Raw genomic sequence first — 25,954 nt, forward strand, 5'->3', positions numbered from 1 at the left:
ACTAAATCATTGCGCTTAGCCGCAGAGATTGCCCTGCCGGCATTCGCTACGCCAGCGTGTAAAAAATGCTTGCCCTGTGGCCCCGATTCAGCCAAATTAGGCGCCGTTTTTCCTTTCTAATAACAATGTTGCGCGGGATGACCCAGACCGACGCAGACTTAATTCCTGTTACAAAACAGGCGATGTATAAACTGAGGTATACGTGTCAACTGCAAACAAACACACTGACGAGGCAGTAAGCCTCAACGCCTTCCGGCAACCTAAAGCATTTTATCTGATCTTCTCTATCGAGCTGTGGGAGCGTTTCGGCTACTACGGCTTACAGGCCATTATGGCCGTCTATCTGGTCAAACAGCTGGGGATGTCTGAAGCGGACTCCATTACGCTGTTTACCTCCTTTAGCGCCCTGGTTTACGGTCTGGTGGCTATCGGCGGCTGGCTGGGTGACAAAGTACTCGGCACCAAGCGCGTCATTGTGCTGGGCGTCATGGTGCTGGCACTCGGCTATGCGCTGATCGCATTTTCCGGGCATGACACCACGCTGGTTTATGTCGGCATGGCGACCATTGCTGTGGGCAGCGGCCTGTTCAAAGCGAACCCCTCTTCGCTGCTCTCCACCTGCTACGCCAAAGACGATCCGCGCATCGATGGCGCATTTACCATGTTCTATATGTCGATCAACATTGGCTCGCTGTTCTCAATGATGCTGACGCCGTGGCTGGCAGCAAAATATGGCTGGGGTACCGCTTTCTCTCTCTCCGTCGTGGGGCTGGTGATCACGCTGCTTAACTTCCTGTTCTTTAAGCGGCTGGTGAAAGAGTATGGGTCAAAGCCCGATTTTGCTCCGCTGCAGGTGCGTAAACTGCTGCTGACCATCGTGGGCGTTGCGGTGCTGATCGCACTCGCCACCTGGCTGCTGCATCATCAAAGCATTGCGCGCATAACGCTCGGCGTTGTCGCACTGGGCATTGTTCTGATCTTTGCCAAAGAAGCGTTCACGCTGCAGGGTGCCGCGCGCCGTAAAATGATTGTGGCGTTTCTGCTGATGGTGGAAGCGATTGTCTTCTTTGTGCTCTATATGCAGATGCCGACTTCGCTCAACTTCTTTGCGATCCGCAACGTTGAACACGCCATTTTCGGCATCGCGTTTGAGCCGGAGCAGTTCCAGGCGCTGAATCCGTTCTGGATCATGGTCGCCAGCCCGCTGCTGGCCGCAGTCTATAACAAGCTGGGCGATAAGCTGCCGATGCCGCACAAATTTGCCATTGGCATGGTGCTCTGCTCCGGCGCGTTTCTGGTGCTGCCGCTCGGCGCCGGCTTTGCAAATCAGGCAGGTATTGTCTCCGTTAACTGGCTGATCCTGAGCTATGCCCTGCAGAGTATCGGTGAGCTGATGATCTCCGGCCTGGGTCTGGCCATGGTCGCGCAGCTGGTGCCACAGCGTCTGATGGGCTTTATCATGGGCTCATGGTTCCTGACTACCGCAGGCGCAGCGATGATCGCCGGTAAGGTGGCCAACCTGATGGCGGTGCCGCAGGATGTCACCGATCCGCACACTTCCCTGGCGGTCTACAGCCAGGTATTCCAGCAGATTGGTATTGCCACCGGTGTGATTGCCCTGCTGATGCTGGTTACCGCCCCGCTGCTCAACCGCATGACGCAGGATACCGCTGAGGGTGCGCTGAAGCGCGCCGGCGCCAGCGAATAACCGCATCCGGCTCCGCGCTGCGCACGCCTGTTACTGCGCACCGGAGCCGTTTTTCAGCTGATAAGTCCCTTCCCATCTCTCTTTTTCCCTTGTAGTTTACTCAGAGTCCGCTATCCGGCGTGCCATGTTTGTCACGTCACTCATATCATTTGTTGAGGAGATGCAACAATGAAACTCTATTGCAAGCCCGGCGCCTGTTCCCTCTCCCCCCATATCGTCGCCCGCGAATGCGGCCTCGACTTTACGCAGGTTAATGTTGATCTGCAGAAGAAACTGACGGAACAGGGTGAGGATTACTGGCAGATTAACCCTAAAGGTCAGGTTCCGGCGCTGCAGTTTGATGACGGGACGATACTGACTGAAGGCGTGGCGATTGTGCAGTATCTGGCGGATCTCAAACCTGATTACCATCTGCTGGCTCCGACCGGCAGCCTGACGCGCTACCATACGCTGGAGTGGCTGAGCTTTATCAGCAGCGAGCTGCATAAAGGGTTTTCGCCGCTGTTCCGCCCCGATACGCCAGACGCGTACAAACCGCAGCTGCGTGCCCAGCTGGAGAAGAAGTTTCAGCTGGTCAATGCGGCGCTGGAAGACAAGCAGTGGCTGCTGGGCACGCGCTATACCGTAGCCGATATCTATCTGTATGTGGTGACGCGCTGGGCGAAAGCGGTGAAGCTGCAGCTGGATGAGATGCCGGCGCTGGACGCGTGGTTTGCCCGCGTGGGTGAGCGTCCGGCGGTTCAGGCGGCGCTGCAGGCAGAGGGGCTGGCGTAAACAGTGCGGCAGGCCGGCGCTGAAACCGGCCTGCCGTGCAGTCAGAGTTTTTCTGCCGCAAAATGCTGCTGCGGCTGCGCGATAGCGTCCTGTGCCGCGACCAGCTGCAGCTCATACTCTCCCATTTCATGGGTTTTCAGCATCACTTCATATACCGCTGCAGTAACATGCTCCAGCGCCTGCTGCAGCGATTTGCCGTGCAGCAGATCCACCAGCAGCAGACCGCTGGTCAGATCGCCTACGCCTACCGGCTGACGCACGCCAAAGTCCACCAGCGGACGGCTGATATGCCAGCACTCATCAGCGGTAACCAGCAGCATCTCAAAGCGGTCGCTGCGCCGGCCGGCACGGGCCAGATGTTTAACCAGCACCACTTTCGGTCCCTGCGCAATCAGCAGACGCGCCGCATCCACCGCCTGCTCAACGTCAGCCACCGTCTGTCCGCTCAGCATCTCCAGTTCAAGCAGGTTAGGTGCAATCAGATCGCTGGCGGGCAGCGCCTGTTTGCAGTGAAACTCCGCTACGCCCGGTGCCACAATACAGCCTTTCTCAGGATGCCCCATCACCGGATCGCAGAAAAACCAGGCGTCCGGGTTGGCGGCTTTGACTTCACGCACAATCGCCAGAATCTGCTCGCCCTGTTCGGCTGAACCCAGGTAACCGCTGAGTACGGCATCACAGGTTTTAAGGCGATCGATGGCGGCGATACCTTTGACGATATCGGTCAGATGGCTGGCCGGCATCACCGTACCGGTCCAGTGACCATACTGCGTGTGATTAGAAAACTGAACGGTATTGAGCGGCCAAACGTTTGCGCCCATGCGGCGCATCGGGAACTCTGCCGCGCTATTACCGGCGTGGCCAAACACCACGTGAGACTGAATTGCGAGAATATTTTTCATTATAACCCTGTACTGCCTTGCCATGAAAAAGGGCCGGAAACCGGCCCTGACACCTTACTGCCAGTTTATCAGGCAGTAGTGTTTTTTGCCGCGACGCAGCAACGTAAAGCGACCAAACAGCTTGTCGCTGTCGCTGAAACGATACTCGGCATCCGCCTGTTTTTCTCCGTTCACAGAGACCGCATTAGAGCCGATCATCGTCCGGGCCTGGCCGCGCGACGGCACCAGCTCTGCGGCAACCAGCGCCTGCTGCAGATCGTCTTCCGCGCTGAGCGTGATAACCGGCATGCCGTCCTGTGCCAGCTGCTCAAAATCTGCTTCGGTCATGTCGCTCAGGCTCCCTGAGAACAGGCTCTCGGTGATCCTTCTGGCCGCAGCCAGTCCTGCATCACCGTGCACCAGGCGCGTAACCTGCTCGGCCAGCACGTACTGGGCGCGTGGCGCTTTGCCGCTGTTTTTGTCCTCTTCTTCGAGCGCGTTAATCTCATCCAGGCTCATAAAGGTAAAGAACTTCAGGAAGCGGTAGACATCTGCGTCAGCGGTGTTGATCCAGAACTGGTAAAACTTGTAAGGACTGGTTTTTTTCGCATCCAGCCAGACCGCGCCGCCTTCTGTTTTACCGAACTTGGTGCCATCTGATTTTGTAATAAGCGGCACGGTCAGGCCAAAGGCCTGCTGCTGATGCAGACGACGGGTCAGGTCGATACCGGAGGTGATATTTCCCCACTGATCGGAGCCGCCAATCTGCAGCACCACGCCATAACGCTTGTAAAGCTCGGCAAAATCGTAGCCCTGCAGCAGGTTGTAAGAGAACTCCGTGTAGGAGATCCCCTGATCCTCACGATTCAGACGCTGTTTAACCGCTTCCCGGTTGATCATCTGATTAACAGAGAAGTGCTTGCCGATATCGCGCAGGAAAGTCAGCACGTTCATGCCACCAAACCAGTCGTAGTTGTTAGCCGCGATAGCGCTGTTATCGCCGCAGTCAAAGCTAAGGAACGGGGCAACCTGGTTGCGGATCTTCTCTACCCACTCGCCTACGGTTTCACTGGTATTGAGTTTACGTTCCGCGGCTTTAAAGCTGGGATCGCCAATCAGACCGGTGGCTCCACCCACCAGCGCAACCGGCTTGTGGCCGGCATCCTGAAAACGCTTCAGGCAGAGCAGCGGCACCAGATGGCCCAAATGCAAGCTGTCGGCGGTAGGGTCAAAGCCGCAATAGAGGGCAATTGGCCCTTGCGCCAGTCGCTCTGCTAACGCTTCTTCATCCGTTACCTGGGCCACAAGGCCACGTTCCTGCAATTGTTGTATCAGGTTACTGCTGGTCATCACTGACTCCAAATTGATCGGGCTGCACCTGGGCTGGTACACAGCTTTCCGCTACGATGCGGAGACGAAAAAAAAGAGGGCTATAGCATAAAGCGCTGACGCTCACGGCGCCAGCGCTGAAACGGGGAAAAGCGGGTTTTACGGTGCTAACCGGTCAATCGTCCAGCCATTCTCACTGCGCTGATAGAGAAAACGATCGTGCAGCCGGTGTTCGCCGCCCTGCCAGAACTCAATGGCAGAAAACCGCACGCGGTATCCGCCCCAGAACGAGGGCAGCGGGACGTCGCCCTGCTGAAATTTCTGCGTAAGTTCCAGAAACTTGCTCTCCAGTACGCTGCGCGCAGAGATACGGCTCGACTGTTTAGAAACCCAGGCACCAATCTGGCTGTCGCGGGGGCGGCTATGGAAATATTTTATGACCTCCAGCGGCGAGAGCTTCTCCGCCTCGCCCAGTACCATCACCTGACGCTCCAGAAAGTGCCACGGGAGATGCAGCGAGATGCGCGGGTTTTCTGCCAGCTGCAGCGCTTTACGGCTGCCAAGGTTGGTATAAAAGACAAAGCCTGCAGCATCGTAGTGCTTGAGCAGCACAATGCGCTGATAAGGCTGACCGCTGCTGTCTACCGTCGCCACCGTCATGGCGGTGGGATCGGGCAGCTGCGCGGCACACGCCTGCTGCAGCCACTGTTCAAACAGGACCAGAGGATCGTCCGGCAAATCTTTGCGCCGCAAGCCGCCGCGGGTATATTCCCGGCGCAGATGGGCAATCTGTTGCAGGCTGTCGCTGTCGCTCATAGCGTCTCTCTTAATCGTATTAAGACCGGTTGGTGTTCGCCGCGTCCTGCAGTTCGCAGTCGTTGATAATGATTCTGTCATTGCGCTCAACAAAAGCGCTGTTGCCTTTCGACCAGAAAACGTAGTGGTCGTCACTGTAGCGCGCGCCCGACGCGGAGACGGTCTGTTTCAGCGTCAGCGGCTTGCCATCAAGAATAAAGCTGACCTCTTCTTTGCTGTTATCCAGCGTGACCGTCAGCGGCAGCGTGCCGCACTGGTAGTGCAGCGTTTCGGGCTGCGGGGCCGGCTTCTGCAGCATACCGCAGCCGCTCAGTGCCAGGCAGCCCGCTGCCAGCATATATCTCTTCATTACTTCTCCTTATCGTGTCGGCCGGCTATTTGCCGGATAGATAGCACCCAGCACGCTCATTTCACGCGCCCCGGTGACCGCAGGCAGATTGCCTGGCAGGCCAGAGAGGGTCCGGAACGCCAGCCAGGCAAAGGCCAGCGCTTCCATATCATCGCCGCTGACGCCCGCGGCATCGGTAGTGGTCACCTCGGTGCCGGGAAGATGCGCCGCGAGCCGCGCCATGAGCAGCGGATTGCGGCCACCTCCGCCGCACACCAGCAGACGGTCACAGCCGTTACTGAGCTGGATCTGCTGTGCAATTGTCAGCGCCGTCAGTTCGCTTAGCGTAGCCTGCACATCCTCCGGTGCCAGCGCAGGAAAAGCCTGTAGCTGACGCTCTATCCAGTCAGGATTAAAGTACTCACGCCCGGTGCTTTTCGGCGGCGGCAGCGCAAACCAGGGATCGTTCAGCATCTGCTCCAGCAGCGCGGGTACCACCTGCCCGCTGGCGGCCCAGGTCCCGTTATGATCGTAGCTTACCCCCTGATGACGCCAGATCCAGGCATCAATCAGCATATTGCCGGGTCCGGTATCAAAGCCCCGCACCGGCTGCCCCGGGATCAGCAGCGACAGGTTAGCGATGCCGCCAATATTCAGCACCATGCGGCGTTCACTGCTGTCCATGAGCAGCGCCTGATGAAACGCAGGCACCAGCGGCGCACCCTGCCCGCCCAGCGCCATATCGCGCCGGCGAAAATCGCCGACTACGGTCACGCCGGTGGCGGCGGCAATCTGGTTATTATCGCCAATCTGCAGCGTATTAGGGGCGAAGCTGCCGGGTTCATGCCAGACGGTCTGACCGTGGCAGCCGATGGCCACAATGTCATCGGCTTCCAGCGCCTGCTGACGCATCAGGGTGACCACCGCTTCAGCAAACAGCTTACCCAGCTCGGTGTCCAGCTGCCCGAGCTGCGACAGCGTCAGCGGCTGTCCCTGGCATATAGCCAGTACCCGCTGCCGCAGTGCGGGCGGAAACGGGTGACAGTAGCTCGCCTGCTGCGCCACCATGTGACGGTCGATCGCCGCCAGCACCACGTCCACGCCATCCAGACTGGTGCCTGACATCACTCCTATATAGCGTCCTGACTTTATCACGATAGCTCCTCGTTATCCGGCGGGCGCCGGCGCCGGCACTCTGCTGATGCCGCCTTTCTAATATGATGATAACTTTCTGCTTTTCACTCTGCCATGCGCAGTGCAGCAGAGCAGAAATATTTTTACCGGCGGATTGAATTTTTGTTGATGAGGCATACTTTATGCTGCGACTCTGGTACTGATTGTGCGGCATGGCATCCATGCGTCACTTTCTGTCTTATACTCTGTGCAGAGCAGGATGAGAACATGGCGTTTTTTATAAAGGAGCTTTCTGATGATTAAGCGTTTCATAGCCGTGGCCCTCGCTGGTGTAACGCTGGCAGGCTGTGTCAGCAATGACACCCTCTCAGGCGATGTTTACAGCGCCAGTGAAGCCAAGCAGGTCCAAAATGTGTCATACGGCACGCTGGTGTCAGTGCGCCCGGTTAAGATTCAGGGTGGCGATGACAGCAATGTCATTGGTGCAATTGGCGGTGCGGTGCTGGGTGGTTTCCTGGGTAACACCATCGGTGGTGGTGCAGGTCGCAGCCTGGCGACGGCGGGCGGTGCGGTACTGGGCGGCGTTGCGGGCCAGGGCGTACAGGGTGCCGTTAACAAATCTAACGGCGTTGAGCTGGAAATCCGCAAAGACGATGGTAATACCATCATGGTCGTGCAGAAGCAGGATGCGAGCCGCTACTCACCAGGCCAGCGCGTGGTACTGGCCTCTAACGGCAGCCAGGTCACAGTCTCTCCGCGCTAACTCTGACGCGCAAAAAAACCGACGCCTGGCGTCGGTTTTTTATTTTTCGCGATGCTGTAATTCGAGAATATTTTTCTCAAGCCGCGCAATCAGCGTGACCATCTGATTGATCTCCTCGGCGCTGATGCCAGCCAGGATATCGTCGCGGGTTGCATCAATAACGTGCTCTACCTGCCCGATAATCGGTGCGGCTTCTTTGGTCAGCCTGATGCGTTTCGCCCGCCGATCGTTTGCGCAGGTGGAGCGGGTGATCAGTCCCTTCTCTTCCAGCTGATCCAGCGTGCGCACCAGCGAAGGCTGCTCAATACCGATCGCTTTAGCCAGCTGGATCTGCGACTGTTCTGGCGGAAGTTGATGAATATTATGCAAAGTCACCCAGTGCGTTTGTGTCAGCTCCAGCGGCTTCAGGCGCTGATCGATTAACGCGCGCCAGATGCGCACCAGGCGCGACAGGTCGGTTCCAAGTGGCGTATCCATTTCATCTCCTTATAATTAGCTTGCTAGCTATCAAGCCAGATTTTACACTATTTTGCGAGTTTACAGGACAAAATACAAATAGCAGGCCAGACGTAGTGGATATCGCTACGCTTATCATGACATTGCCTGAGTCAACAAAGGATGATGACACATGCCCACCCCTGATTTTCCTGCAGCAGCGCCCCTGACCGATCTGGTCTTTGGTGCCTCACTGCTGTTTCCGCCGCTGTTTAAGGCCGTGCTGCTCGGCTTTTTTTTCTGGCTGCTGATCCATCCTCTGCTGCGCGACCGGCTCTATGCCGGTGATATCTGGCACCCCACTCTGCTGGATCTCTCACTGTTTGTGCTTTGCGTGTCAGCCGCGCTGTGGCTGGTGCAATATGGATAACCGACCATGACCTTTAATCCCCTGAAATATTTCTCGACCCTGATTGTTTTTGCGCTGGCGCTGCTGGCCGCCTGGTGGATGTGGAATACCTACATGCAGGCGCCCTGGACACGCGACGGCAAAGTGCGCGCTGAACTGGTTGATGTGACGCCTGAGATCTCCGGCCGCATTACTCAGCTGCGGGTGCGGGACAATCAGCGCGTACACAAAGGCGACGTGCTGCTTGAGCTTGATGCAAAACCGTGGCAAATCGCGGTAGCGAGCGCTGAAGCACAGCTGGCGAAAGCACAGAGCGATCTGGCAAAAGCGCAGCATGAAGCGCGGCGGCGGGCAGAACTGCCGCGTAATGTTATTTCAGCAGAAGATCGGGATATCGCTCAGCTAACCGCTGAAGCGGCTGCCGCTACGGAGAAAGCGGCGCAGGCGACGCTGGATCAGGCGCGCTGGAATCTGCAGCAGACCACACTGACGGCTCCCACCGATGGCTGGATAACCAATCTGACGCTGCGTCCTGGCAACTATGCGACGGCGGGAACACCGCTGTTTGCACTGGTTGACAGTCATTCATGGTATGTCGTGGGCTATTTTGAAGAGACTAAACTGCGCCATATCCAGCCTGGTGCCGCAGCGCGAATTGCGCTCTATAGCGATGGCACCCGGCTGCAGGGAGAAGTAGAAAGTATCGGCAGCGCTATCTACGACCAGAGCGTAGCGACCGACAGCGGCCTGGTGCCGGATATCAAACCCAATGTTCCCTGGGTGCGGCTGGCGCAGCGGGTACCGGTACGTATCCGGCTGACGCAGCTGCCCGCTAATGTCCGGCTGGTTGCGGGCACCACCTGTACCATCTCTGTTGCGCACTGAGGCGAGCATGAAACTGCACTGGCTGGCGTGGCATAACCTGCCCTGGATCAGAGCCACACGCGGTGAATGGCGGAGCGCCCTGCGCATTAGCCTGGCGATGTGCCTGGCCCTGACTATGGCGTATCTGCTGCAGCTGGATGAGCCCTACTGGGCGATGACGTCGGCGGCGGTCGTGAGCTTTCCCGGACTGGGGGGTGCAATCAGTAAAAGCCTGGGGCGGATCGCCGGCAGCCTTACCGGCGCGCTCGCCGCGCTGCTGATTGCCGGTCACACGCTAAATGAGCCATGGCTGTTTGCTTTTTTTATGGCCAGCTGGCTGGCGCTCTGCACCTGGATCGCCAGCCATTATCAAAACAATGTCGCTTACGCTTTTTCCCTCGCTGGCTACACCGCCGCTATCATCGCGTTCAGCAGCGTTAACGTCAGCGACACGGCTGAGCTCTGGACGATTACCCAGGCGCGCGTCTGTGAAGTCATCACCGGTATTCTCTGTGCGGGCATAATGCTGATGCTGCTGCCCGCTACCTCAGATGGCAGCCATCTGATGCGCTCGCTGCAGCAGATGCATCAGCGTCTGCTGCAGCACGCACGTTTGCTGCTGCAGGAGCGCGGCGAAACAGCCCATCTTGCTCATGAGCAGGTTATCAGTGAAATTCTGACCATGAATCTGCTGCGCATTCAGGCATTCTGGAGCCATTACCGCTACCGCCGGCAGAATAGCGTGCTGAACTATGTGCTCCACCAGCAGCTGCGGCTGACCAGCATGCTCTCAGGCCTGCGCCGTATGCTGCTCAACTGGCCCGATGCACCGGACGACGTGCAGGAGGCATTAGCGCAGGTGCTGGAGCAGCTTACCCGGCCGCAGTGCGATAAATATTGCATCGCGCGTATCCTGAGCCGCGTGACGCCGCCTGACAGCGGTGATTTTCGTCAGCGCGCTTTTGTCACGCGTCTGCATACCTTCTGCCGCCTCTGGCTGGACGTGCAGCGCTGGATCCGTCTGCTGCAGCACCCCGAAACCGGCGTCCGTTTTCAGCCACCGCGCGTTCCGGCACTGTCGCGTGAAGCTGACAGCGTTGAGGCGGCCTGGAGCGCCCTGCGCACGTTTACCGTTATTATGCTGGGCTGTGCTTTCTGGATTGTTACCCGCTGGGAATCGGGTGCCGCAGCGCTGACGCTGACGGCTATCGCCAGCGTACTTTACGCCTCAGCCCCTTCGCCCGGCGGCAGCGTTCTGCTGCTGCTGCGTACTCTGCTCTGGCTGTCGCTGTTCAGTTTTCTGTTTCAGTATGGATTGATGGTGCAGATCAATGCGCTGGGCGGGTTTTTAGCCGTGCTTTTTCCGCTACTGCTGACGCTGCAGCTCTTCAGGTTACAGCAGAAAAAACGGGCGGCGCTGTGGGGGCAGTTCATTGTGTTCATGGGATCGTTTATCGCCGTCACCAATCCGCCTGAGTGGGATTTTCAGCGTTTTATTAATGACAACCTGGCAAAGGTGTGCGGCGTGTTGCTGGCGTGGATGGCCTTTCAGCTGCTGCGGCCGGGTTCTGATATGCGCCGCAGCCGCCGTTATATCCACGCTATTCGTTACGCTTTTCTCGACCAGCTGCGCAGACGACCACGCCTGAGCGAATATCGTTTTGAATCACATATCTATCACCATATCGGCCAGCTGACGCAGAGCCACGATGCGCAGGCCCGTCTCTGGCTGCTGCGCTGGGGCGTTGTTCTGCTGAACTGCTCGCATATTGTCTGGCAGCTGCGCCAGTGGCAGCCTGCGGATAGCGCGCTGGCGCAGCTGCGCGACCAGAGTATTCAGGATCTGCACCCGATCATGAGCCGGCGCGGCGTGCAGCATCGCGCCCTGGAGCAGACGCTGCAGGCGCTTGATAAACAGATATCCCGGCCCGGTTCAGAGGTCAGCGGTGAAGCGAATACGCTGGCAGGCATGTTATGGCAGCTTCGCTGTGCGCTGGCTCAGCTGCAGCAGGCGCTGCCGGAGTAATTACCGGCAATATTTTGCCCACTGATTCTGAAAATCGGTTTGCAGCTGCGCCAGCGTTTTACGATCTTCAAACCGGCTTTTATCCTGTTCGCTCTCCGGCCTGATCACCAGCGCTTTTTCATCATAAGAGTAGATAAAGCGGCGGGTCAGCGTGGTTCCGGTAAAGCTGCGCCCCTGAATTGAGCCGCAGACCACCGGGATAGTCTGCGTATAGATCGCCGTATTGAGGAAATTGGTTTCGCTGGCGCTACGCAGCACGTTCTGGCAATGGTGCTTTTCCAGCTGCTGCACGCTGTGCGGCGTCAGCCACTCCCGGCCGCGGGCGATATGCTCGCAGCTGGCGCGCAGCGGACTGGTATCTATATTGCGCTGCAGCTGACGGCTGGCGTCGAGACGCAGCTGCGTATCCCTGGGCCGATCGCACCCTGCAAGTAACAGTGCCAGCAGCACTATCCCTAAGCTTTTCATTCCTGCCCCTGAGTGGTTCCCTGACTGTATCGCTATGATAGAGCGGAATAATCGTCCTGAGTAGCATTAAACGGTGTCAGAATTTTATTGCAGCGGGCAGCCCTTGCTGCGCTACCCGCGGTTGATCAGATTACGCCACAGGCAAGACGCGCCCCTCCGCCTCCCAGCGGTTCAGGATGATCGGCATGGTTATCACCGCCCACGTGAACCATCAGCGCCTTACCTTTAATATCACTGAGCGATTTCAGACGCGGCGCAACCACCGGATAGCTGGCTTTGCCGTCATCTGTAACATAGAGGGCCGGCAGATCGCCGAGGTGCCCGTCGGCATAAGGACCGAGATGTTTGCCGCTGTTCTGCGGATCAAGATGGCCACCTGCAGCGCCGGCTGCCACGGTTTTCCCCTGCGACTCGCCAGGTTCACAGCTGCCTTTAGCATGCACATGGAAACCATGGATGCCCGGTTTCATACCGGATAACGCCGGGGTAAATTGCAAACCGTAGTCCGTTTCCGTAATGGTCACTTTACCCACGGCCTCGCCGACGCCCTGGGCGGAAACCTGATGCAGCGTGACCTCCTGAGAAGCAGCGCTGGCACCGGCCGAACAGGCCAGCGTAATAAGAGCAATAAGCGTTCTTTTCATAACGTCTCCTTACGGTTGATAGACCCGATAAGTCTGGACGCTTTTTGCCCGCGCTGCTGCAGTTTGACGAAGCTTTACGCTTCAGGGCACATCGTAGCCGAGCGCGGCTTTACGGATACGGAACCACTGCTGGCGATTAAGCGTCAGCGCAGCCGCCTCTGCCGCCTGACCGATGCGGCCGGTTTTACCGGAGCCGATGATCGGCAGTGGCCGGGATGGCAGCATCATAATCCAGGCATAGACCACCTGCTCAATCGTGGCCGCACCGATCTCCTGCTGAACCTGGCTCAGCTCGTCGCGCAGCGGCTGGTAGTGTGGATCGCTGAACAGACGGCCGCCGCCGAGGCAGGACCACGCCATAGGACGCATCCGCGCCTGCTGACACTGATCGAGCGTGCCATCCAGCAGCGCGGTCTGCTCCAGCGGCGAGATCTCCAGCTGGTTGGTCACCAGCGTAAACGGCAGGCGCGACTGCAGCAGCGAAAACTGCGCCGGGGTAAAATTTGAGACGCCAAAATGACGCACTTTACCGCTCTGGTGCAGCTGCATAAACGCTTCGGCCACTTCATCGGCATCCATTAGCGGATCGGGACGATGGATCAGCAGCAGGTCGAGGTAGTCAGTCGCAAAATGCGTGAGCGAGTTTTCCGCACTGCGAAGAATGTGGCTGGCATCGGTGATGTAGTGTCCGATCTGATGCTCAGGTTTGGCCCGCGTTGCGATGCCGCACTTAGTCACAATCTGCAGCTGTTCGCGCAGCTGTGGCGCCAGGCGCAGCGCAGCGCCAAACGCCGCCTCGCACTGATAGTCACCGTAGATATCCGCATGATCGACCGTGGTCAGCCCGAGGGAGAGATGATACTCAATGAATGAGACCAGCTGCTGTGGTGTCATCCCCCACTCCATTAACCGCCAGTAGCCGACCACCAGAGGAGAGAACGCCGGCCCCTGAGGGGAGATAGCCTGTGGTTGTAACATAACAAAACTCCCTGCATTGAATGTTAAAAAAGGGAGTATAACGAAATGAGGACAGAAGCGGCGTTTAAAACAGCGAGGGCTGCTGCGGATCCTGATCCGCATCCGGTTTTTGCTGACGCTGCAGGCGCAGATAGCGCTGCCGGCACAGCCTTAGCACTTCACGCTTCTGCGCATCGCTGAAGCGCATCCAGTTAAAACGCTCTTCACGACTTCGCAGGCAGCCGCGACAATAGCCGCGCGCATCGGTCTGACAGATGCCGCGACAGGGGCTGGGTACCGGGAAAAACTCGAGTTGTTCAGCCACATCTGCCTCTGATTCGCTACTGGATAACATAGTGATAACAGTTTCCGCGTGAACTGCAAGCTGCGGTGCTAAAAGAAAGCGTGCCTGCCCGGCTCTCTGATCTAATCAATAAGTGTTATTTAACTTTAACAATAACGTCATCTGAAGTGCGTTTAAGGTTATCCTCAGATTTCTTCTCTACTGTGCGTCCATTCTGACTTGATAATGAACCTCAATGAAACCTGCCATTAAGTTACAGTGTCACGAAAACCGGTTTAATCTGCTGGCTGCCCTGCTGTTCGCGCTGATTCTGAACGCGCTGTTTCTGCAACAGGCGTGGAAAATCATCACCTATACCCGTCTGCACGACTACCTTTTTGCTGCCAGCATGCCGGTCGTGCTGACGGCCGCATTTTATCTTCTGTTTTGCCTGTTTGCCTGGCCATGGGTTCGCAAGCCACTGCTGATCGTACTGGTACTGATCAGTGCAGCAGCCAGCTACTTTATGTTCAGCTTTGGGACGGTAATCGACACCAATATGGTGGCCAACGTCTTTGAATCCAGCGTACAGGAGGCGAGTGCGCTGGTAAGCCCGCGCTGGCTGGTCTGGATGCTGCTGATGGGGTTGCTGCCGGTGCTGCTTATCGCCTTCGTGCGCGTCAGGCGCAGTCAGCGCTGGTGGTGGAGCATCCTGCAGCGGCTGGCGGGAGCGCTGGGGGCGCTGCTGGTGATCCTGCTGATGGCTGCCCTGTTCTACAAAGATTATGCGTCGCTGATCCGTAACAACAAAGGGCTGGTAAAAATGATCACGCCAGCCAATGTGATTAGCGGTGCTGGCCATTATGTCGATAAGCGCTATCTGCAGGGCAGCCAGGCGCTGATTAAAATCGGGCAGGATGCCCGCAAAGGCCCGCTGATCGCGCAGGCAGCTAAAAAAACCCTGGTGGTGCTGGTTGTGGGAGAAACGGCACGCGCGGAGAACTTTTCGCTGGGCGGCTATGCGCGCCAGACCAATCCGGAGCTGCAGAAGCAGCAGGTGATTTACTATCCGCATGCGACCTCCTGCGGCACCGAGACGGCGGTTTCTGTACCCTGCATGTTCTCGGTGATGCCGCGCGAGCATTACGATGCTGACCTGGCACATCACCAGGAGGGCGTACTGGATGTGCTGGCGCACGCCGGAGTCAGCGTATTGTGGCGCGAGAATGATGGTGGCTGTAAAGGCGCCTGCGACCGCGTGCCGCATACTGACATGACGCAGTGGTCGTTACCGCAATACTGCCATAGCGGATTCTGCCTCGATGACGTGCTGCTGCACCGCTTCGATAACTACGTTGACAGTTTACATAACGACAGCGTGATCGTGCTGCATCAGATGGGAAGCCACGGCCCGGCCTACTATCTGCGCTATCCGGCTGCGTTCCGTCGTTTTACACCCACCTGTGACAGTAATCAGATTCAGGATTGCGATCCGCAGGCGCTGGTCAACACCTATGACAATACCCTGCTTTATACCGACAGCATGCTTAGCCAGACTATCGACAAGCTAAAAGCGCTGAGCGACCGCTTTAACGTGGCGCTGGTTTATCTTTCGGATCATGGTGAGTCGCTGGGCGAACACGGTATGTACCTGCACGGCGCGCCCTGGATGCTCGCCCCGTCACAGCAGACGCATATTCCGCTGCTGATGTGGTTCTCACCCGGCTATGCCAGCGCGTTTCATCTGGATGAAAGCTGTCTGCGGCGGCAGGCCGCAACGCAACCGGTCTCCCAGGATAACCTGTTTCATACGCTGCTGGGCCTGTTTGACATCCGGATGCAGGTTTATCAGCCGCAGCTGGATATGATCAAATCGTGCCAGCAGAAAAGCTGACGCTTGCATTAGACCGACTGGTCTACTAGGCTTTTGCTCATGAATAAAAGTGTGCAACGTAATGAAACCCGTGAACACCTGCTCGCTACCGGCGAGCAGGTTTGTCTGCAGCGCGGCTTTACCGGAATGGGACTTAACGAAGTACTCACGCTGGCGGCCGTGCCGAAAGGGTCCTTCTATTACTATTTCCGCTCTAAAGAGGCGTTTGGCGTTGCGCTGCTGGAGCGCTATTTCGTCAATTATCTGCAGCAGATCAATCAGCAGCTGACGCTGCCATCCCTGCCTGCACGTCAGCGGCTGCTGGCGCATTTTCGTTCAGGCCGGCAGCTGTTTGCTGAGCAGGGGCTTATTATGGGCTGCCTGGGCGTCAAGCTGTCGGCTGAGGTATGCGATCTCTCAGAGCCGATGCGCGATGCGCTGCAGCGCGGCGCCAGCGCCATTATTGCCGCTTACGCACACTGCCTGACCGAGGCTGCGGCTGAACAGCCGCTGCTATTTAATCAGACTCCGGTGCAGCTTGCGCAGCGTTGCTATCTGCTCTGGCTGGGCGCCAGTCTGCAGAGCAAAATTTCCCGCGAACCAGATCCGATTAATCTGGCACTCAGCACTATCGAACAGTGGCTTAACGGCCCGCATTTTTAAAACAGATGTTTATAGACGACCGGTCTAATAGAGGAATTACTATGGCGAGCAAACAGCTATTTTCCCCGCTGAAAGTGGGTGCAGTTACCGTTCCTAACCGCATATTCATGGCACCGCTGACGCGGCTGCGCAGCATTGAGCCGGGTGATGTTCCCACGCCGATGATGGCTGAGTACTACCAGCAGCGTGCCGGAGCGGGCCTGATTATTACTGAAGCGACGCAGGTCTCTTTTCAGGCTAAAGGCTATGCGGGCGCACCAGGCCTGCATACGCAGCAGCAGATTGATGCATGGAAGATGATCAACGAAGGCATTCACGCTGCTCAGGGCCACGTTGCGGTCCAGCTGTGGCATACCGGCCGCATTTCACATTACAGCGTGCAGCCAGAAGGCAATGCACCGGTTGCGCCTTCTGCCCTGCCAGCCGGTACCCGTACCTCGCTGCGCGCCGCTGACGGCAGCGTGTATCGCGAAGAGACCTCCGTGCCGCGCGAACTGACCGTCGATGAAATTAAACAGATTGTGCAGGATTTCGGCCAGGCTGCAGCCAATGCCCGCGAGGCTGGCTTTGACCTGCTTGAGCTGCACTCAGCGCACGGCTATCTGATGCACCAGTTCCTGTCGCCTGACTCAAACAAGCGCGACGACGAGTATGGCGGCTCGATTGAAAAGCGCGGCCGCTTTGCGCTGGAAGTTGTGGATGCAGCGATCGCCAACTGGTCTGCCGATCGCGTCGGGATCCGCGTTTCACCTGTCGGGGCGTTCCAGAACCTGGAAAATGGCCCGGACGAAGAGGAAGCTGCGCTCTGGTATATCAGTGAACTGGGCAAACGCGGCCTGGCCTATCTGCACCTTTCTGAGCCAGACTGGGCGGGTGGCAAACCTTACACTGATGCGTTCCGCGAAAAAGTCCGCACGGCTTTCCCCGGTGTGATCATCGGTGCCGGCGCCTACAGCGTGGAAAAAGCGGATGATTTGATCGCGCGCGGCCTGATTGATGCCGTGGCGTTTGGCCGCGACTTTATTGCCAACCCGGACCTGGTTGCCCGCCTGCAGCAGGATGCTCCGCTTAACCCGCAGCGCCCGGAGAGTTTCTACGGCGGCGGTGCGGAAGGTTACATCGACTACCCGACGCTGTAACCGGCAGCTGCCGCATAACGATGCGGCAGCCCCGTCACCCGCTATACTTGTACTGTTTCTGCGTCAAAATCTGACCATGTTAAAAAAGAGGATGTTATGCGTTTACTTCACACCATGTTACGCGTTGGCGATCTGCAACGCTCAATTGACTTCTATACCCGCGTACTGGGTATGCGCGTGCTGCGTCAGAGTGAAAATGCAGAATATAAATATACTCTGGCATTTGTTGGCTACACCGAAGAGAGCGAAGGTGCGGTCATTGAGCTGACCTATAACTGGGGTACGGAAAAATATGACCTTGGGAACGCCTATGGTCACATCGCGCTGGGCGTAGACGATGTCGCCGCAACCTGCGAGCGCATCCGTAGCGCGGGCGGCAACGTAACCCGTGAGGCGGGCCCGGTTAAAGGTGGCAGCACGATTATTGCGTTTGTTGAAGATCCCGATGGCTATAAAATTGAGCTGATTGAAAACAAGCATGCCGGTAATGGCCTTGGTAACTGATGCCTGACGCCAGCCCGCAAATTTGCGGGCTGGTTTTTCTCATCTGCTGCACCCTCCCGCCTTTTTTGCCATAATGCGCGCTGCCCTTTTCACTGCTATGAGATCCTGATGTCTGAATCGAACGCCCAGAACGCCCTTAACCAACGCTTTCGCGGCTTTTATCCGGTAGTTATCGATGTCGAAACCGCCGGTTTTAATGCGCAGACTGATGCGCTGCTGGAGATTGCCGCCACGACCCTGAAAATGGATGAGGATGGCTGGCTGCAGCGTGACGAAACCCAGCATTTTCACATTGAACCCTTTGCAGGTGCCCTTCTTCATCCTGAAGCGCTGGCGTTTACCGGTATCGATCCTGCGAACCCGCTGCGCGGCGCAGTGAGCGAATATGAAGCGCTGCACGCCATCTTTAAACAGGTGCGCAAAGGGCTTAAAGAGAGCGGCTGCAACCGGGCGATTATTGTGGCGCATAATGCCAACTTTGATCACAGCTTCGTTACGGCGGCGGCTGAGCGCGCCAGCCTGAAACGCAACCCCTTTCATCCGTTTGCCACCTTTGATACGGCGGCGCTGAGCGGGCTGGTGCTGGGACAGACGGTGCTGGCAAAAGCGTGCAAGGCGGCAGGTATCGATTTTGACAGCACGCAGGCGCACTCGGCGCTTTATGATACAGAGCAGACGGCAATGCTGTTTTGCGAGCTGGTAAACCGCTGGAAACGTTTAGGTGGCTGGCCGCTGGCGCTAAATGACGCTGAGGCAGAGAGCGAAGCGTCAGGCGAAAGCGCGGCAGAGTAAGAGAATGAAAAAGGCCGGCACAGCGCCGGCCTTTTAATTTATTCCGCTTCTTTGTGTTTCTCAGCGGTTTCTTTGATCAGCGGCTGAAGTTCACCGCGCTGGAACATCTCAACGATGATGTCGCAGCCGCCGACCAGCTCCCCATCCACCCACAGCTGCGGGAAGGTTGGCCAGTTAGCGTATTTTGGCAGTTCAGCACGGATATCAGGATTCTGCAGGATATCAACATACGCGAAGCGTTCGCCACAGGCAGAGAGCGCCTGAACAGCCTGAGCTGAGAAGCCGCAGCTTGGCAGTTTTGGCGATCCTTTCATATACAGCAGGATCGGGTTTTCTGCGATCTGGCGCTGAATTTTTTCAACAGTACTCATTTTTGCCTTCCTTAATTCTTCACTTCGTGTTTGTTTATTGTAGCGACTTCATCCCGCGACTGAAATCGGGAATTTGCCTCGCTGCGGCATGAATCGCCATGTTTGTTAAGTTTGCCGCCACGGGCGTATGACGAAGTGTGTATTAATACACGATTAGCAATAAATATGCTGCGTTAACCGCCTGAAACCGCTCATTTTTGCTGCACAGCCCTTGTGTTGATGGATTTAATAAAAAAGACCTTACCTTTTGTAAAAAAAGTGGATTAGAATCAATCCGGCGCTGATCGCTGATCAGAATTTTCTAATATTGCCGCGGTCTGCTTCTGCAGCCTGCCGAACCTGTAACCGGACTATGCGTTTACTGATTACGCTTTTCATACTGGCTTTTGCTCAGCTGTTTTTTAACGTGGCCGCTGCTTCACCGCACAAGCCGGTTAACGCCAGCCTGCAGAAAGCGGAGAAAAAGAGTGCGCGCGACGATGAGCGCCGCAAACGACGTCCGGTTAAAACCTCGGCTAAAAAAACACGCGTCACGCCCGTACAAAAAGTTAAATCGAAAAAAAGCCTGCACGCAGAACCGCCTGCGACCTCCCGTACCGCCCGTAAAAAAGCGCCCGCCCTCTCCGCCAGCAAAAAATATGGTCATCAGCGTACCAGCCGGAAAATAGCGGCCGCGGAAGAGAGTACCGATGCGCTGACCGGTATCAGGCTCAGCAAATCCCACCGTCTGCGCTACCAGAAGGCGCGTGAAACCGCCATGACTAAACTTATGGGCCAGCTGGGCAAACCTTATCAGTGGGGTGGCACCTCTCCGCTTACCGGATTCGATTGCAGTGGCCTGGTCTGGTACGCCTACAAAGATCTGGTCCGTTTCAAACTGCCGCGCACGGCCAACGAAATGTATCATCTGCGCGATGCCGCTCCCATCAAGCGCGAAATGCTGGAGAAAGGGGATCTGGTGTTTTTCCGCATCAATAATCGCGGTACAGCCGATCATGTTGGCGTTTATCTGGGTAACGGCAAATTTATTCAGTCGCCGCGTACCGGCAAGGATATTCAGATCAGCGCGCTGGGTGAAGATTACTGGCAGAAGCACTATGTTGGCGCACGCCGCATGATGACACCTAAAACCATTCGTTAGCGGTTGCGCAACACGCCGCGCGCGTTTTGGCCTGAACACATACCGGCTGCCGTAATCTAAATATTTTCGCCTGACCTCAGGTAAAAATCTCGTTTTATGCCCCTCACCTTGCTAGAATCGCCGCCTTTCGTTGCGCAACACCTTTTGCGCACGCTGCTGTCATTATCTGTTACGGTTAATTACTCGCCTTAAATCAGCCATTTTTATGCTGAAACCGGGCAGAAAACCCTGCGCAGACGCAAACGTTTAACACTATACTTATCATAAAGTTGCGATAGGTTTAAGAGGTTCATTTTCATGGCAACAATTAAAGATGTGGCAAAACGCGCTGGCGTATCAACGACCACGGTTTCGCACGTCATCAATAAAACGCGCTTTGTCGCTGAAGAGACGCGTAATGCCGTGTGGGAGGCGATTAAAGCGCTGCACTACTCTCCCAGCGCCGTGGCGCGCAGCCTGAAGGTTAATCACACGAAAACATTGGGTCTGCTGGCGACATCCAGCGAAGCCCCCTACTTTGCTGAAATCATTGAAGCGATTGAAAACCACTGCTTCGCTCAGGGCTATACGCTGATTCTGGGCAATGCGCACAATGACCTGCAAAAACAGCGCGCCTATCTGTCGATGATGGCGCAAAAGCGGGTAGATGGCCTGCTGGTGATGTGCTCTGAGTATCCGGACGATCTGCTTCAGATGCTGGAAGATAATCGCAATATTCCGATGGTGGTCATGGACTGGGGCGCTTCCCGCGGTGATTTTACCGATACCGTGCAGGATAACGCCTTTCAGGGCGGCTATCTGGCCGGCCGTTACCTGATCGAGCGGGGTCATCGCGATATTGGCGCTATTCCGGGCCAGCTGGAGCGCAATACCGGTGGCGGACGGCACGCCGGCTTCCTGCAGGCGATGCAGGAAGCGGGGATCGCGGTGCGTGCGGAGTGGATCGTACAGGGCGATTTTGAGCCGGAGTCGGGTTATCAGGCGATGCAGCAGATCCTGAGCCAGAAGCAGCGGCCTACCGCTGTGTTCTGCGGCGGCGATATTATGGCAATGGGCGCCATCTGCGCTGCTGATGAGATGGGCCTGCGCGTACCGCAGGATATTTCGGTGATCGGCTATGATAATGTGCGCAACGCCCGCTACTTTACGCCGGCGCTGACGACGGTGCATCAGCCCAAAGCTCAGCTGGGTGAGAAAGCGCTGGAGATGCTGCTGGACCGCATTACCAGTAAACGTGAAGAGCCGCAAACAATTGAAGTTCAGCCCAGTCTGATTGAGCGTCGCTCCGTCGGGGATGGTCCGTTTCGCGACTATCGCCGCTAAGCGCGGCGCTCGCTGAGCCACTCATGGTTTAGCGTCTCAGCATCCCCCAGGTATTCCAGCAGCCAGATCAGCGCTGGCGACGCCCGCTGCTCGGCCCAGCTGACGCAGCAGGGACTCTCCGGAAAGGGCTGCGGTAATATCAGCTCCACCAGCGCGCCGCTATCCAGTAGCGGCCGCGCCAGATGTCCCGGGATCATCCCCACGCACAGGCCAGCCTGCAGGCAGTCGATTCCGGTTTCCCACTCCGGCACCACCAGCCGGCGCTGATTATCCAGCGTCCAGGTCATACGGCGCGGCAGCGCGCGCGACGTATCTTCCAGCACCAGCGACGGCCAGGCGCGCAGCGCCTCTTCGTCAGGATGCGCGCTCTGCGCCAGTGGATGATCCGGACTGACCACGCAGCGCCAGTTAAGGGCGCCCATATCCTGAAAAGCAAAGCGTCCGCCAACCGGGATCGCCTGCGTGGCGCCGATGGCTACGTCAACCCGGCCATCGGCCAGCGCATCCCATACGCCGTTAAACACTTCATAGCTGATGATCAGCTCCATATCGGGAAAGTGGCGATAGAAATCTTTCACCAGCTGGCGCGTGCGCTGCGGCTTGACGATACAGTCAACGGCAATAGTGAGCTGGCCGCGCCAGCCGTTGGCCAGCTGCTGACACTGGCGTCGCGTTGCCAGCATTTTTTTGATAACAGAGCGGCCTTCTCGCACAAAATGCTCGCCGGCCGGCGTCAGGACCACCTCCCGATGCTGGCGTTCAAACAGCTCCACGGCAAGCCAGCTCTCCAGCTGCCTGATGGTATAGCTGATAGCAGAAGGCACGCGGTGCAGCTCCTGCGCTGCCGCGCTGAAACTGCCGGTGCGGGCGACGGCATCCGCCACCTCAAGTGCATATTCAGACCACATATTTTTGCCTTCAAAAAATTTAACAGCACTCTGCAAATATTAGCGTTTCACAAAGCTGACTGCACCCTTTTACACTCCTTCGCGTTTCCCTGCCGAATGAGAAAAATAGTGATGTCATCTAAAGGATTTCTGCCCTATCTGGCGCTGCTGAGCATGCTCGGCTTTCTCGCCACGGATATGTATCTGCCCGCATTCAGCGACATGCAGCGTGATTTTGCCACCGCTCCGGGTGTTATCAGCGCCAGCCTGAGCCTGTTTCTGGCGGGCTTTGCCTGTGCGCAGGTGGGCTGGGGACTTCTCTCTGACCGCATTGGCCGCAAACCGGTTTTACTGGCGGGCCTCTCAATCTTTGCCCTGAGCTGTCTGGCCATGCTATGGGCCGACAACGTCTGGCTGATGCTGGCGCTGCGCTTTATTCAGGCTGTGGGCGTCTGTGCCGCCGCCGTGAGCTGGCAGGCGCTGGTTATCGATCGCTACCCTAAAGCGCAGGCCAATAAAGTGTTTGCCACTATCATGCCGCTGGTGGCGCTCTCTCCTGCTCTGGCTCCGCTGCTGGGTGCCTGGCTGATGAGTCATTTTCACTGGCGCACTATTTTCCTGGTGCTGACGCTGATTACCCTGGTGCTGCTGGCAGGTACCCTCAGACTTCGCTCGCCGCGTATCTCTCAGGCGGCGCGCGGCGATCAGCCTGGCTGGCTGACGCTGCTCGCTACCCGCGCCTACAGCGGCAACGTGCTGATTTACTCCGCCTGCTCTGCCAGCTTCTTTGCCTGGCTGACGGGTTCACCCTTTATTCTGGCGGCCGCGGGCTTAACCCCGGCCGATATCGGGCTCAGCTATGTGCCGCAGACGATTGCCTTCCTTATTGGCGGTTTTGGCTGTCGTGCGCTGCTTAATCGCTTTCAGGGCGCGCAGCTGCTGCCCTGGCTGCTGCTGATTTACAGTCTGAGCATTATGAGCCTCTTTGCCGTTGCGCTGCTTCCCGCGCCGTCGCTTTTTGGCCTGCTGCTGCCTTTCTGCGGTATGGCGCTGGCAAACGGCGCTATCTATCCGATTGTGGTTGCCAGCGCGCTGGCGCCGTTCCCGCACGCCAGCGGTAAAGCTGCAGGTTTACAGAATCTGCTGCAGCTTGGCTTATGCTTCCTTGCCAGCCTGATTGTCTCGGCTGGTTTGCAGCAGGCGCTTTATCACACTACGCTGGTAATGGTAAGTACGGTGGTGCTCGCCTGGATGGGCTTCGTCTGGCAGCGCGCAACAGCTAAATCAGCCGATATCGCCCATCCCTGCGAAGACAACGCATAAGCCGGTCTGGTGCTATTTTGCCAGAGAGCGATCCGCCCGCATTCGCGCCGCGGGTCGCTATCTCTTCTGACATTCATAACAATAACAGCGCTCCCGGTCTTTCCGGGACAGCATCTGCGTGCGGCCAGGCCGCTGCGCATTGCGTGAGTCCGGACTATTCATACCTCTGTTAATGTGGTTTAGCTGCGCACGGCACCACCCTGCGTTCTTTCACAGACCTGATGCAGATCCTTCTGTTTCCCAGGTCATATTTACAAGGTGATGGAGAAGCTATGAGTTCATCATGTGCAGAAGCAGTCACTCCCGAAGAGAATCCGTGGTTTCGTATTGCCCGGGAGTTACTTGAACAGGCAGATATTCGCGTTAATGGTTCACGACCATGGGATATTCAGGTTCATCATGCTGGCTTTTTTAAGCGCGTGATGCAGGAAGGCTCACTGGGTCTGGGCGAAAGTTACATGGATGGGTGGTGGACGTGTGAACGACTGGATATGTTTTTTCATCGCGCGCTCAGACATCATCTCGATCATCAGCTGCCGCACCACTTTAAGGATACGCTGCGTATCGCCGCTGCCCGGCTGACCAATCTGCAATCAAAAAAGCGCGCCTGGCAGGTCGGCAGAGCGCACTACGATTTGGGTAATGACCTGTTCAGCCTGATGCTGGACCCGTTTATGCAGTACTCCTGCGGCTACTGGCCTCATGCGCAAACGCTGGAAGCGGCGCAGGAAGCCAAGCTGGATCTGATCTGCCGCAAACTGCAGCTTGAACCCGGCATGTCTCTGCTGGATATCGGCTGCGGCTGGGGCGGGCTGGCGGAGTTTGCTGCCCGCCGCTACGGTGTCAGCGTATATGGCGTCACTATCTCCCAGGAGCAGCAAAAGATGGCACAGCAGCGCTGCGCCGGACTGGACGTCACGATACTGCTGCAGGATTATCGCGACCTTGAGCAGCAGTTTGACCGCATCGTTTCCGTCGGGATGTTTGAGCACGTTGGCCCGAAAAATTATGCGACCTACTTCAGGGTGGTTAACCGCAACCTGAAACCCGGCGGCCTCTTTCTGCTGCACACCATCGGGGCGGTAAGAACCGATATGCGGGTAGATCCGTGGATCGATAAATATATTTTCCCGAACGGCTGCCTGCCCTCTGTGCGACAGATAGCGGACGCCAGCGAGCCTTATTTTATTATGGAAGACTGGCACAACTTCGGGACCGATTATGACACCACGCTTATGGCGTGGCATACGCGTTTTTTGGCGGCGTGGCCGCAGCTCTCTGCCCGCTATGATGAGCGTTTTAAGCGTATGTTCAGCTACTATCTCAATGCGTGTGCTGGTGCCTTTCGCGCCCGGGATATTCAGCTGTGGCAGGTGATGTTCAGTCGCGGCTATGAAGGCGGGCTGCGCGTTGCGCGCTAGGTTAAAAAGGCGCGCTGCGCGCCTTTACTGAAGTTTATTCTGCCGGTCCGGCCGGCGCTGTTGCTGCGGCAATCAGGGCGGCTTCACGCTGCGCCATAACGCGCTCAACGGTATCCACAATCGCCTGCGTTTGCGGATCGATTTCGATATTGACCTTATGCCCCAGCTTTTTGCTTCCCAGCGTGGTGCGCTCCAGCGTTTCCGGGATCAGGTGGACGCAGAATTTGGTTTTGGTCACATCGCCGACCGTCAGGCTGATGCCATCAATACCGATATAGCCTTTGCGCAGAATATATTTTATCTGTTCTGCATCCTGCAGTCTGAACCAGACTTCGCGGTTATTTTCCGACTGAATAATTTTGCAGATTTCAGCAGTGGTCATAATATGACCCGACATCAGGTGTCCGCCAATTTCATCGCTGAATTTAGCCGCACGCTCAATATTGACTCTGTCACCCACCTGCAGCGCACCCAGATTGGTAATGCGCAGCGTCTCTTTAATCAGGTCAAAGCTGACCCGATCCTCTTCGATGGCCGTTACGGTCAGGCAGCAGCCGTTGTGCGCTACAGACGCCCCCAGCTCCAGCCCTGGCAGCAGGGCTGCATCAAGACGTACAGTATGAGTGCGAAACAGCTCTTTCTCTTCAATGGCGACAATTTCCGCCACGCCCTGCACAATACCCGTAAACATAACTATC

At 57.0% G+C, this 25,954-nt stretch carries 28 protein-coding genes; 15 read left to right on the plus strand and 13 right to left on the minus strand.

Annotated features, from left to right (window positions below):
• The first annotated feature begins 202 nt into the window (after positions 1-202).
• Positions 203-1,708, plus strand: a complete 1,506-nt coding sequence (gene dtpA / locus DBY66_RS01930) for a dipeptide/tripeptide permease DtpA (RefSeq protein WP_108569287.1) — start codon at positions 203-205, stop codon at positions 1,706-1,708.
• Between the two features lie 168 nt (positions 1,709-1,876).
• Positions 1,877-2,482: a glutathione transferase GstA gene (gene gstA, locus DBY66_RS01935; RefSeq protein ID WP_039384173.1), complete on the plus strand. Its 606-nt coding sequence runs from the start codon at positions 1,877-1,879 to the stop codon at positions 2,480-2,482.
• A gap of 41 nt (positions 2,483-2,523) precedes the next feature.
• Here the strand turns inward: gstA and pdxY are convergent, their stop codons facing one another.
• The 5 genes from pdxY to anmK form a co-directional block, all read right to left on the minus strand.
• Entirely contained in the window at positions 2,524-3,384 is an 861-nt protein-coding gene (gene pdxY, locus DBY66_RS01940; RefSeq protein ID WP_039384169.1) for a pyridoxal kinase PdxY, read from the minus strand.
• 54 nt (positions 3,385-3,438) lie between these two features.
• Positions 3,439-4,713 carry a tyrosine--tRNA ligase gene (gene tyrS / locus DBY66_RS01945; RefSeq protein ID WP_039384166.1) on the minus strand — a complete coding sequence of 425 codons (1,275 nt, stop codon included), beginning with the start codon at positions 4,711-4,713 and terminating at the stop codon, positions 3,439-3,441.
• Positions 4,714-4,851: 138 nt separating this feature from the next.
• Positions 4,852-5,508: a pyridoxamine 5'-phosphate oxidase gene (pdxH, locus tag DBY66_RS01950; protein ID WP_071668777.1), complete on the minus strand. Its 657-nt coding sequence runs from the start codon at positions 5,506-5,508 to the stop codon at positions 4,852-4,854.
• A 19-nt stretch (positions 5,509-5,527) separates the two neighbouring features.
• A complete protein-coding gene (locus tag DBY66_RS01955; RefSeq protein WP_039384161.1) occupies positions 5,528-5,857 on the minus strand; it encodes an MliC family protein in 330 nt (109 codons plus the stop codon).
• Between the two features lie 9 nt (positions 5,858-5,866).
• Positions 5,867-6,988, minus strand: a complete 1,122-nt coding sequence (gene anmK / locus DBY66_RS01960; RefSeq protein WP_039385830.1) for an anhydro-N-acetylmuramic acid kinase — start codon at positions 6,986-6,988, stop codon at positions 5,867-5,869.
• A 277-nt stretch (positions 6,989-7,265) separates the two neighbouring features.
• Between anmK and slyB the strand changes: the two genes are divergently transcribed.
• A complete protein-coding gene (gene slyB, locus DBY66_RS01965; RefSeq protein ID WP_039384159.1) occupies positions 7,266-7,733 on the plus strand; it encodes an outer membrane lipoprotein SlyB in 468 nt (155 codons plus the stop codon).
• Between the two features lie 39 nt (positions 7,734-7,772).
• Here the strand turns inward: slyB and slyA are convergent, their stop codons facing one another.
• The gene (gene slyA, locus DBY66_RS01970) at positions 7,773-8,210 is read right to left on the minus strand and encodes a transcriptional regulator SlyA (RefSeq protein ID WP_039384157.1); all 438 of its coding nucleotides are present in this window, start codon (positions 8,208-8,210) and stop codon (positions 7,773-7,775) included.
• 151 nt (positions 8,211-8,361) lie between these two features.
• Between slyA and DBY66_RS01975 the strand changes: the two genes are divergently transcribed.
• The 3 genes from DBY66_RS01975 to DBY66_RS01985 are packed head-to-tail and all read left to right on the plus strand — an operon-like array spanning position 8,362 to position 11,467.
• Positions 8,362-8,598: a DUF1656 domain-containing protein gene (locus tag DBY66_RS01975; protein WP_039384154.1), complete on the plus strand. Its 237-nt coding sequence runs from the start codon at positions 8,362-8,364 to the stop codon at positions 8,596-8,598.
• Positions 8,599-8,604: 6 nt separating this feature from the next.
• The gene (locus DBY66_RS01980) at positions 8,605-9,462 is read left to right on the plus strand and encodes an HlyD family secretion protein (RefSeq protein WP_039384152.1); all 858 of its coding nucleotides are present in this window, start codon (positions 8,605-8,607) and stop codon (positions 9,460-9,462) included.
• Positions 9,463-9,469: 7 nt separating this feature from the next.
• Complete coding sequence (locus tag DBY66_RS01985; protein ID WP_108569286.1) at positions 9,470-11,467, plus strand: FUSC family protein; 1,998 nt, start codon at positions 9,470-9,472, stop codon at positions 11,465-11,467.
• Here DBY66_RS01985 and DBY66_RS01990 read toward each other — a convergent pair whose 3' ends face one another.
• From DBY66_RS01990 to DBY66_RS02005, 4 genes are all read right to left on the minus strand, one after another.
• A complete protein-coding gene (locus tag DBY66_RS01990) occupies positions 11,468-11,935 on the minus strand; it encodes a hypothetical protein (protein ID WP_039384148.1) in 468 nt (155 codons plus the stop codon).
• Positions 11,936-12,060: 125 nt separating this feature from the next.
• The gene (sodC, locus tag DBY66_RS01995; protein ID WP_094111264.1) at positions 12,061-12,579 is read right to left on the minus strand and encodes a superoxide dismutase family protein; all 519 of its coding nucleotides are present in this window, start codon (positions 12,577-12,579) and stop codon (positions 12,061-12,063) included.
• A gap of 81 nt (positions 12,580-12,660) precedes the next feature.
• Positions 12,661-13,557 (minus strand): aldo/keto reductase family oxidoreductase, encoded by an 897-nt coding sequence (locus tag DBY66_RS02000; RefSeq protein ID WP_094111263.1) that lies wholly within the window; start codon positions 13,555-13,557, stop codon positions 12,661-12,663.
• Positions 13,558-13,621: 64 nt separating this feature from the next.
• Positions 13,622-13,891, minus strand: coding sequence for a DUF1289 domain-containing protein (locus DBY66_RS02005; protein ID WP_162287178.1), 270 nt, complete (start codon positions 13,889-13,891; stop codon positions 13,622-13,624).
• A 184-nt stretch (positions 13,892-14,075) separates the two neighbouring features.
• On the opposite strand from DBY66_RS02005, the gene eptA reads away from it, so the two are divergent.
• The 5 genes from eptA (at position 14,076) to rnt (ending at position 18,790) form a co-directional block, all read left to right on the plus strand.
• Positions 14,076-15,713: a phosphoethanolamine transferase EptA gene (gene eptA, locus DBY66_RS02010; RefSeq protein ID WP_108569285.1), complete on the plus strand. Its 1,638-nt coding sequence runs from the start codon at positions 14,076-14,078 to the stop codon at positions 15,711-15,713.
• 39 nt (positions 15,714-15,752) lie between these two features.
• Complete coding sequence (locus DBY66_RS02015; RefSeq protein ID WP_039384141.1) at positions 15,753-16,355, plus strand: TetR/AcrR family transcriptional regulator; 603 nt, start codon at positions 15,753-15,755, stop codon at positions 16,353-16,355.
• Between the two features lie 41 nt (positions 16,356-16,396).
• Entirely contained in the window at positions 16,397-17,494 is a 1,098-nt protein-coding gene (locus DBY66_RS02020; RefSeq protein ID WP_108569284.1) for an alkene reductase, read from the plus strand.
• 96 nt (positions 17,495-17,590) lie between these two features.
• On the plus strand, positions 17,591-17,998 hold the full coding sequence (gene gloA / locus DBY66_RS02025; protein WP_039384137.1) for a lactoylglutathione lyase: 408 nt from the start codon (positions 17,591-17,593) through the stop codon (positions 17,996-17,998).
• Positions 17,999-18,106: 108 nt separating this feature from the next.
• Complete coding sequence (gene rnt / locus DBY66_RS02030) at positions 18,107-18,790, plus strand: ribonuclease T (RefSeq protein ID WP_039384135.1); 684 nt, start codon at positions 18,107-18,109, stop codon at positions 18,788-18,790.
• Positions 18,791-18,828: 38 nt separating this feature from the next.
• Here the strand turns inward: rnt and DBY66_RS02035 are convergent, their stop codons facing one another.
• The gene (locus DBY66_RS02035; protein ID WP_021506217.1) at positions 18,829-19,161 is read right to left on the minus strand and encodes a Grx4 family monothiol glutaredoxin; all 333 of its coding nucleotides are present in this window, start codon (positions 19,159-19,161) and stop codon (positions 18,829-18,831) included.
• Positions 19,162-19,513: 352 nt separating this feature from the next.
• On the opposite strand from DBY66_RS02035, the gene DBY66_RS02040 reads away from it, so the two are divergent.
• Positions 19,514-20,302, plus strand: coding sequence for a C40 family peptidase (locus DBY66_RS02040; RefSeq protein ID WP_039384133.1), 789 nt, complete (start codon positions 19,514-19,516; stop codon positions 20,300-20,302).
• Between the two features lie 297 nt (positions 20,303-20,599).
• Complete coding sequence (gene purR / locus DBY66_RS02045) at positions 20,600-21,625, plus strand: HTH-type transcriptional repressor PurR (RefSeq protein ID WP_108569283.1); 1,026 nt, start codon at positions 20,600-20,602, stop codon at positions 21,623-21,625.
• On the opposite strand, the gene punR is transcribed toward purR, so the two are convergent.
• Positions 21,622-22,533 (minus strand): DNA-binding transcriptional activator PunR, encoded by a 912-nt coding sequence (punR, locus tag DBY66_RS02050; protein WP_108569415.1) that lies wholly within the window; start codon positions 22,531-22,533, stop codon positions 21,622-21,624. The two genes, purR and punR, sit on opposite strands and share 4 nt — an antisense overlap.
• 108 nt (positions 22,534-22,641) lie before the next feature.
• Here punR and punC point away from each other — a divergent pair, with 108 nt between their 5' ends.
• Entirely contained in the window at positions 22,642-23,835 is a 1,194-nt protein-coding gene (punC, locus tag DBY66_RS02055) for a purine nucleoside transporter PunC (RefSeq protein WP_039384127.1), read from the plus strand.
• Between the two features lie 272 nt (positions 23,836-24,107).
• Positions 24,108-25,256, plus strand: coding sequence for a cyclopropane fatty acyl phospholipid synthase (gene cfa / locus DBY66_RS02060; RefSeq protein WP_108569282.1), 1,149 nt, complete (start codon positions 24,108-24,110; stop codon positions 25,254-25,256).
• 34 nt (positions 25,257-25,290) lie between these two features.
• Here cfa and DBY66_RS02065 read toward each other — a convergent pair whose 3' ends face one another.
• Positions 25,291-25,947: a riboflavin synthase gene (locus tag DBY66_RS02065; protein ID WP_039384122.1), complete on the minus strand. Its 657-nt coding sequence runs from the start codon at positions 25,945-25,947 to the stop codon at positions 25,291-25,293.
• Positions 25,948-25,954: the final 7 nt, after the last annotated feature.

It is taken from the genome of Pantoea sp. RIT413 (assembly GCF_003057675.2).
GTDB lineage: Bacteria > Pseudomonadota > Gammaproteobacteria > Enterobacterales > Enterobacteriaceae > Pantoea > Pantoea eucrina.

Bases quoted from the DNA above. Each gene is read 5' to 3' on its own strand.
- gstA (WP_039384173.1), top strand. From the start codon at position 1,877: ATGAAACTCTATTGCAAGCCCGGCGCCTGTTCCCTCTCCCCCCATATC.
- pdxY (WP_039384169.1), bottom strand. From the start codon at position 3,384: ATGAAAAATATTCTCGCAATTCAGTCTCACGTGGTGTTTGGCCACGCC.
- tyrS (WP_039384166.1), bottom strand. From the start codon at position 4,713: ATGACCAGCAGTAACCTGATACAACAATTGCAGGAACGTGGCCTTGTG.
- pdxH (WP_071668777.1), bottom strand. From the start codon at position 5,508: ATGAGCGACAGCGACAGCCTGCAACAGATTGCCCATCTGCGCCGGGAA.
- DBY66_RS01955 (WP_039384161.1), bottom strand. From the start codon at position 5,857: ATGAAGAGATATATGCTGGCAGCGGGCTGCCTGGCACTGAGCGGCTGC.
- slyB (WP_039384159.1), top strand. From the start codon at position 7,266: ATGATTAAGCGTTTCATAGCCGTGGCCCTCGCTGGTGTAACGCTGGCA.
- slyA (WP_039384157.1), bottom strand. From the start codon at position 8,210: ATGGATACGCCACTTGGAACCGACCTGTCGCGCCTGGTGCGCATCTGG.
- DBY66_RS01975 (WP_039384154.1), top strand. From the start codon at position 8,362: ATGCCCACCCCTGATTTTCCTGCAGCAGCGCCCCTGACCGATCTGGTC.
- DBY66_RS01980 (WP_039384152.1), top strand. From the start codon at position 8,605: ATGACCTTTAATCCCCTGAAATATTTCTCGACCCTGATTGTTTTTGCG.
- DBY66_RS01985 (WP_108569286.1), top strand. From the start codon at position 9,470: ATGAAACTGCACTGGCTGGCGTGGCATAACCTGCCCTGGATCAGAGCC.
- DBY66_RS01990 (WP_039384148.1), bottom strand. From the start codon at position 11,935: ATGAAAAGCTTAGGGATAGTGCTGCTGGCACTGTTACTTGCAGGGTGC.
- sodC (WP_094111264.1), bottom strand. From the start codon at position 12,579: ATGAAAAGAACGCTTATTGCTCTTATTACGCTGGCCTGTTCGGCCGGT.
- DBY66_RS02000 (WP_094111263.1), bottom strand. From the start codon at position 13,557: ATGTTACAACCACAGGCTATCTCCCCTCAGGGGCCGGCGTTCTCTCCT.
- DBY66_RS02005 (WP_162287178.1), bottom strand. From the start codon at position 13,891: ATGTTATCCAGTAGCGAATCAGAGGCAGATGTGGCTGAACAACTCGAG.
- eptA (WP_108569285.1), top strand. From the start codon at position 14,076: ATGAAACCTGCCATTAAGTTACAGTGTCACGAAAACCGGTTTAATCTG.
- DBY66_RS02015 (WP_039384141.1), top strand. From the start codon at position 15,753: ATGAATAAAAGTGTGCAACGTAATGAAACCCGTGAACACCTGCTCGCT.
- DBY66_RS02020 (WP_108569284.1), top strand. From the start codon at position 16,397: ATGGCGAGCAAACAGCTATTTTCCCCGCTGAAAGTGGGTGCAGTTACC.
- gloA (WP_039384137.1), top strand. From the start codon at position 17,591: ATGCGTTTACTTCACACCATGTTACGCGTTGGCGATCTGCAACGCTCA.
- rnt (WP_039384135.1), top strand. From the start codon at position 18,107: ATGTCTGAATCGAACGCCCAGAACGCCCTTAACCAACGCTTTCGCGGC.
- DBY66_RS02035 (WP_021506217.1), bottom strand. From the start codon at position 19,161: ATGAGTACTGTTGAAAAAATTCAGCGCCAGATCGCAGAAAACCCGATC.
- DBY66_RS02040 (WP_039384133.1), top strand. From the start codon at position 19,514: ATGCGTTTACTGATTACGCTTTTCATACTGGCTTTTGCTCAGCTGTTT.
- purR (WP_108569283.1), top strand. From the start codon at position 20,600: ATGGCAACAATTAAAGATGTGGCAAAACGCGCTGGCGTATCAACGACC.
- punR (WP_108569415.1), bottom strand. From the start codon at position 22,533: ATGTGGTCTGAATATGCACTTGAGGTGGCGGATGCCGTCGCCCGCACC.
- cfa (WP_108569282.1), top strand. From the start codon at position 24,108: ATGAGTTCATCATGTGCAGAAGCAGTCACTCCCGAAGAGAATCCGTGG.
- DBY66_RS02065 (WP_039384122.1), bottom strand. From the start codon at position 25,947: ATGTTTACGGGTATTGTGCAGGGCGTGGCGGAAATTGTCGCCATTGAA.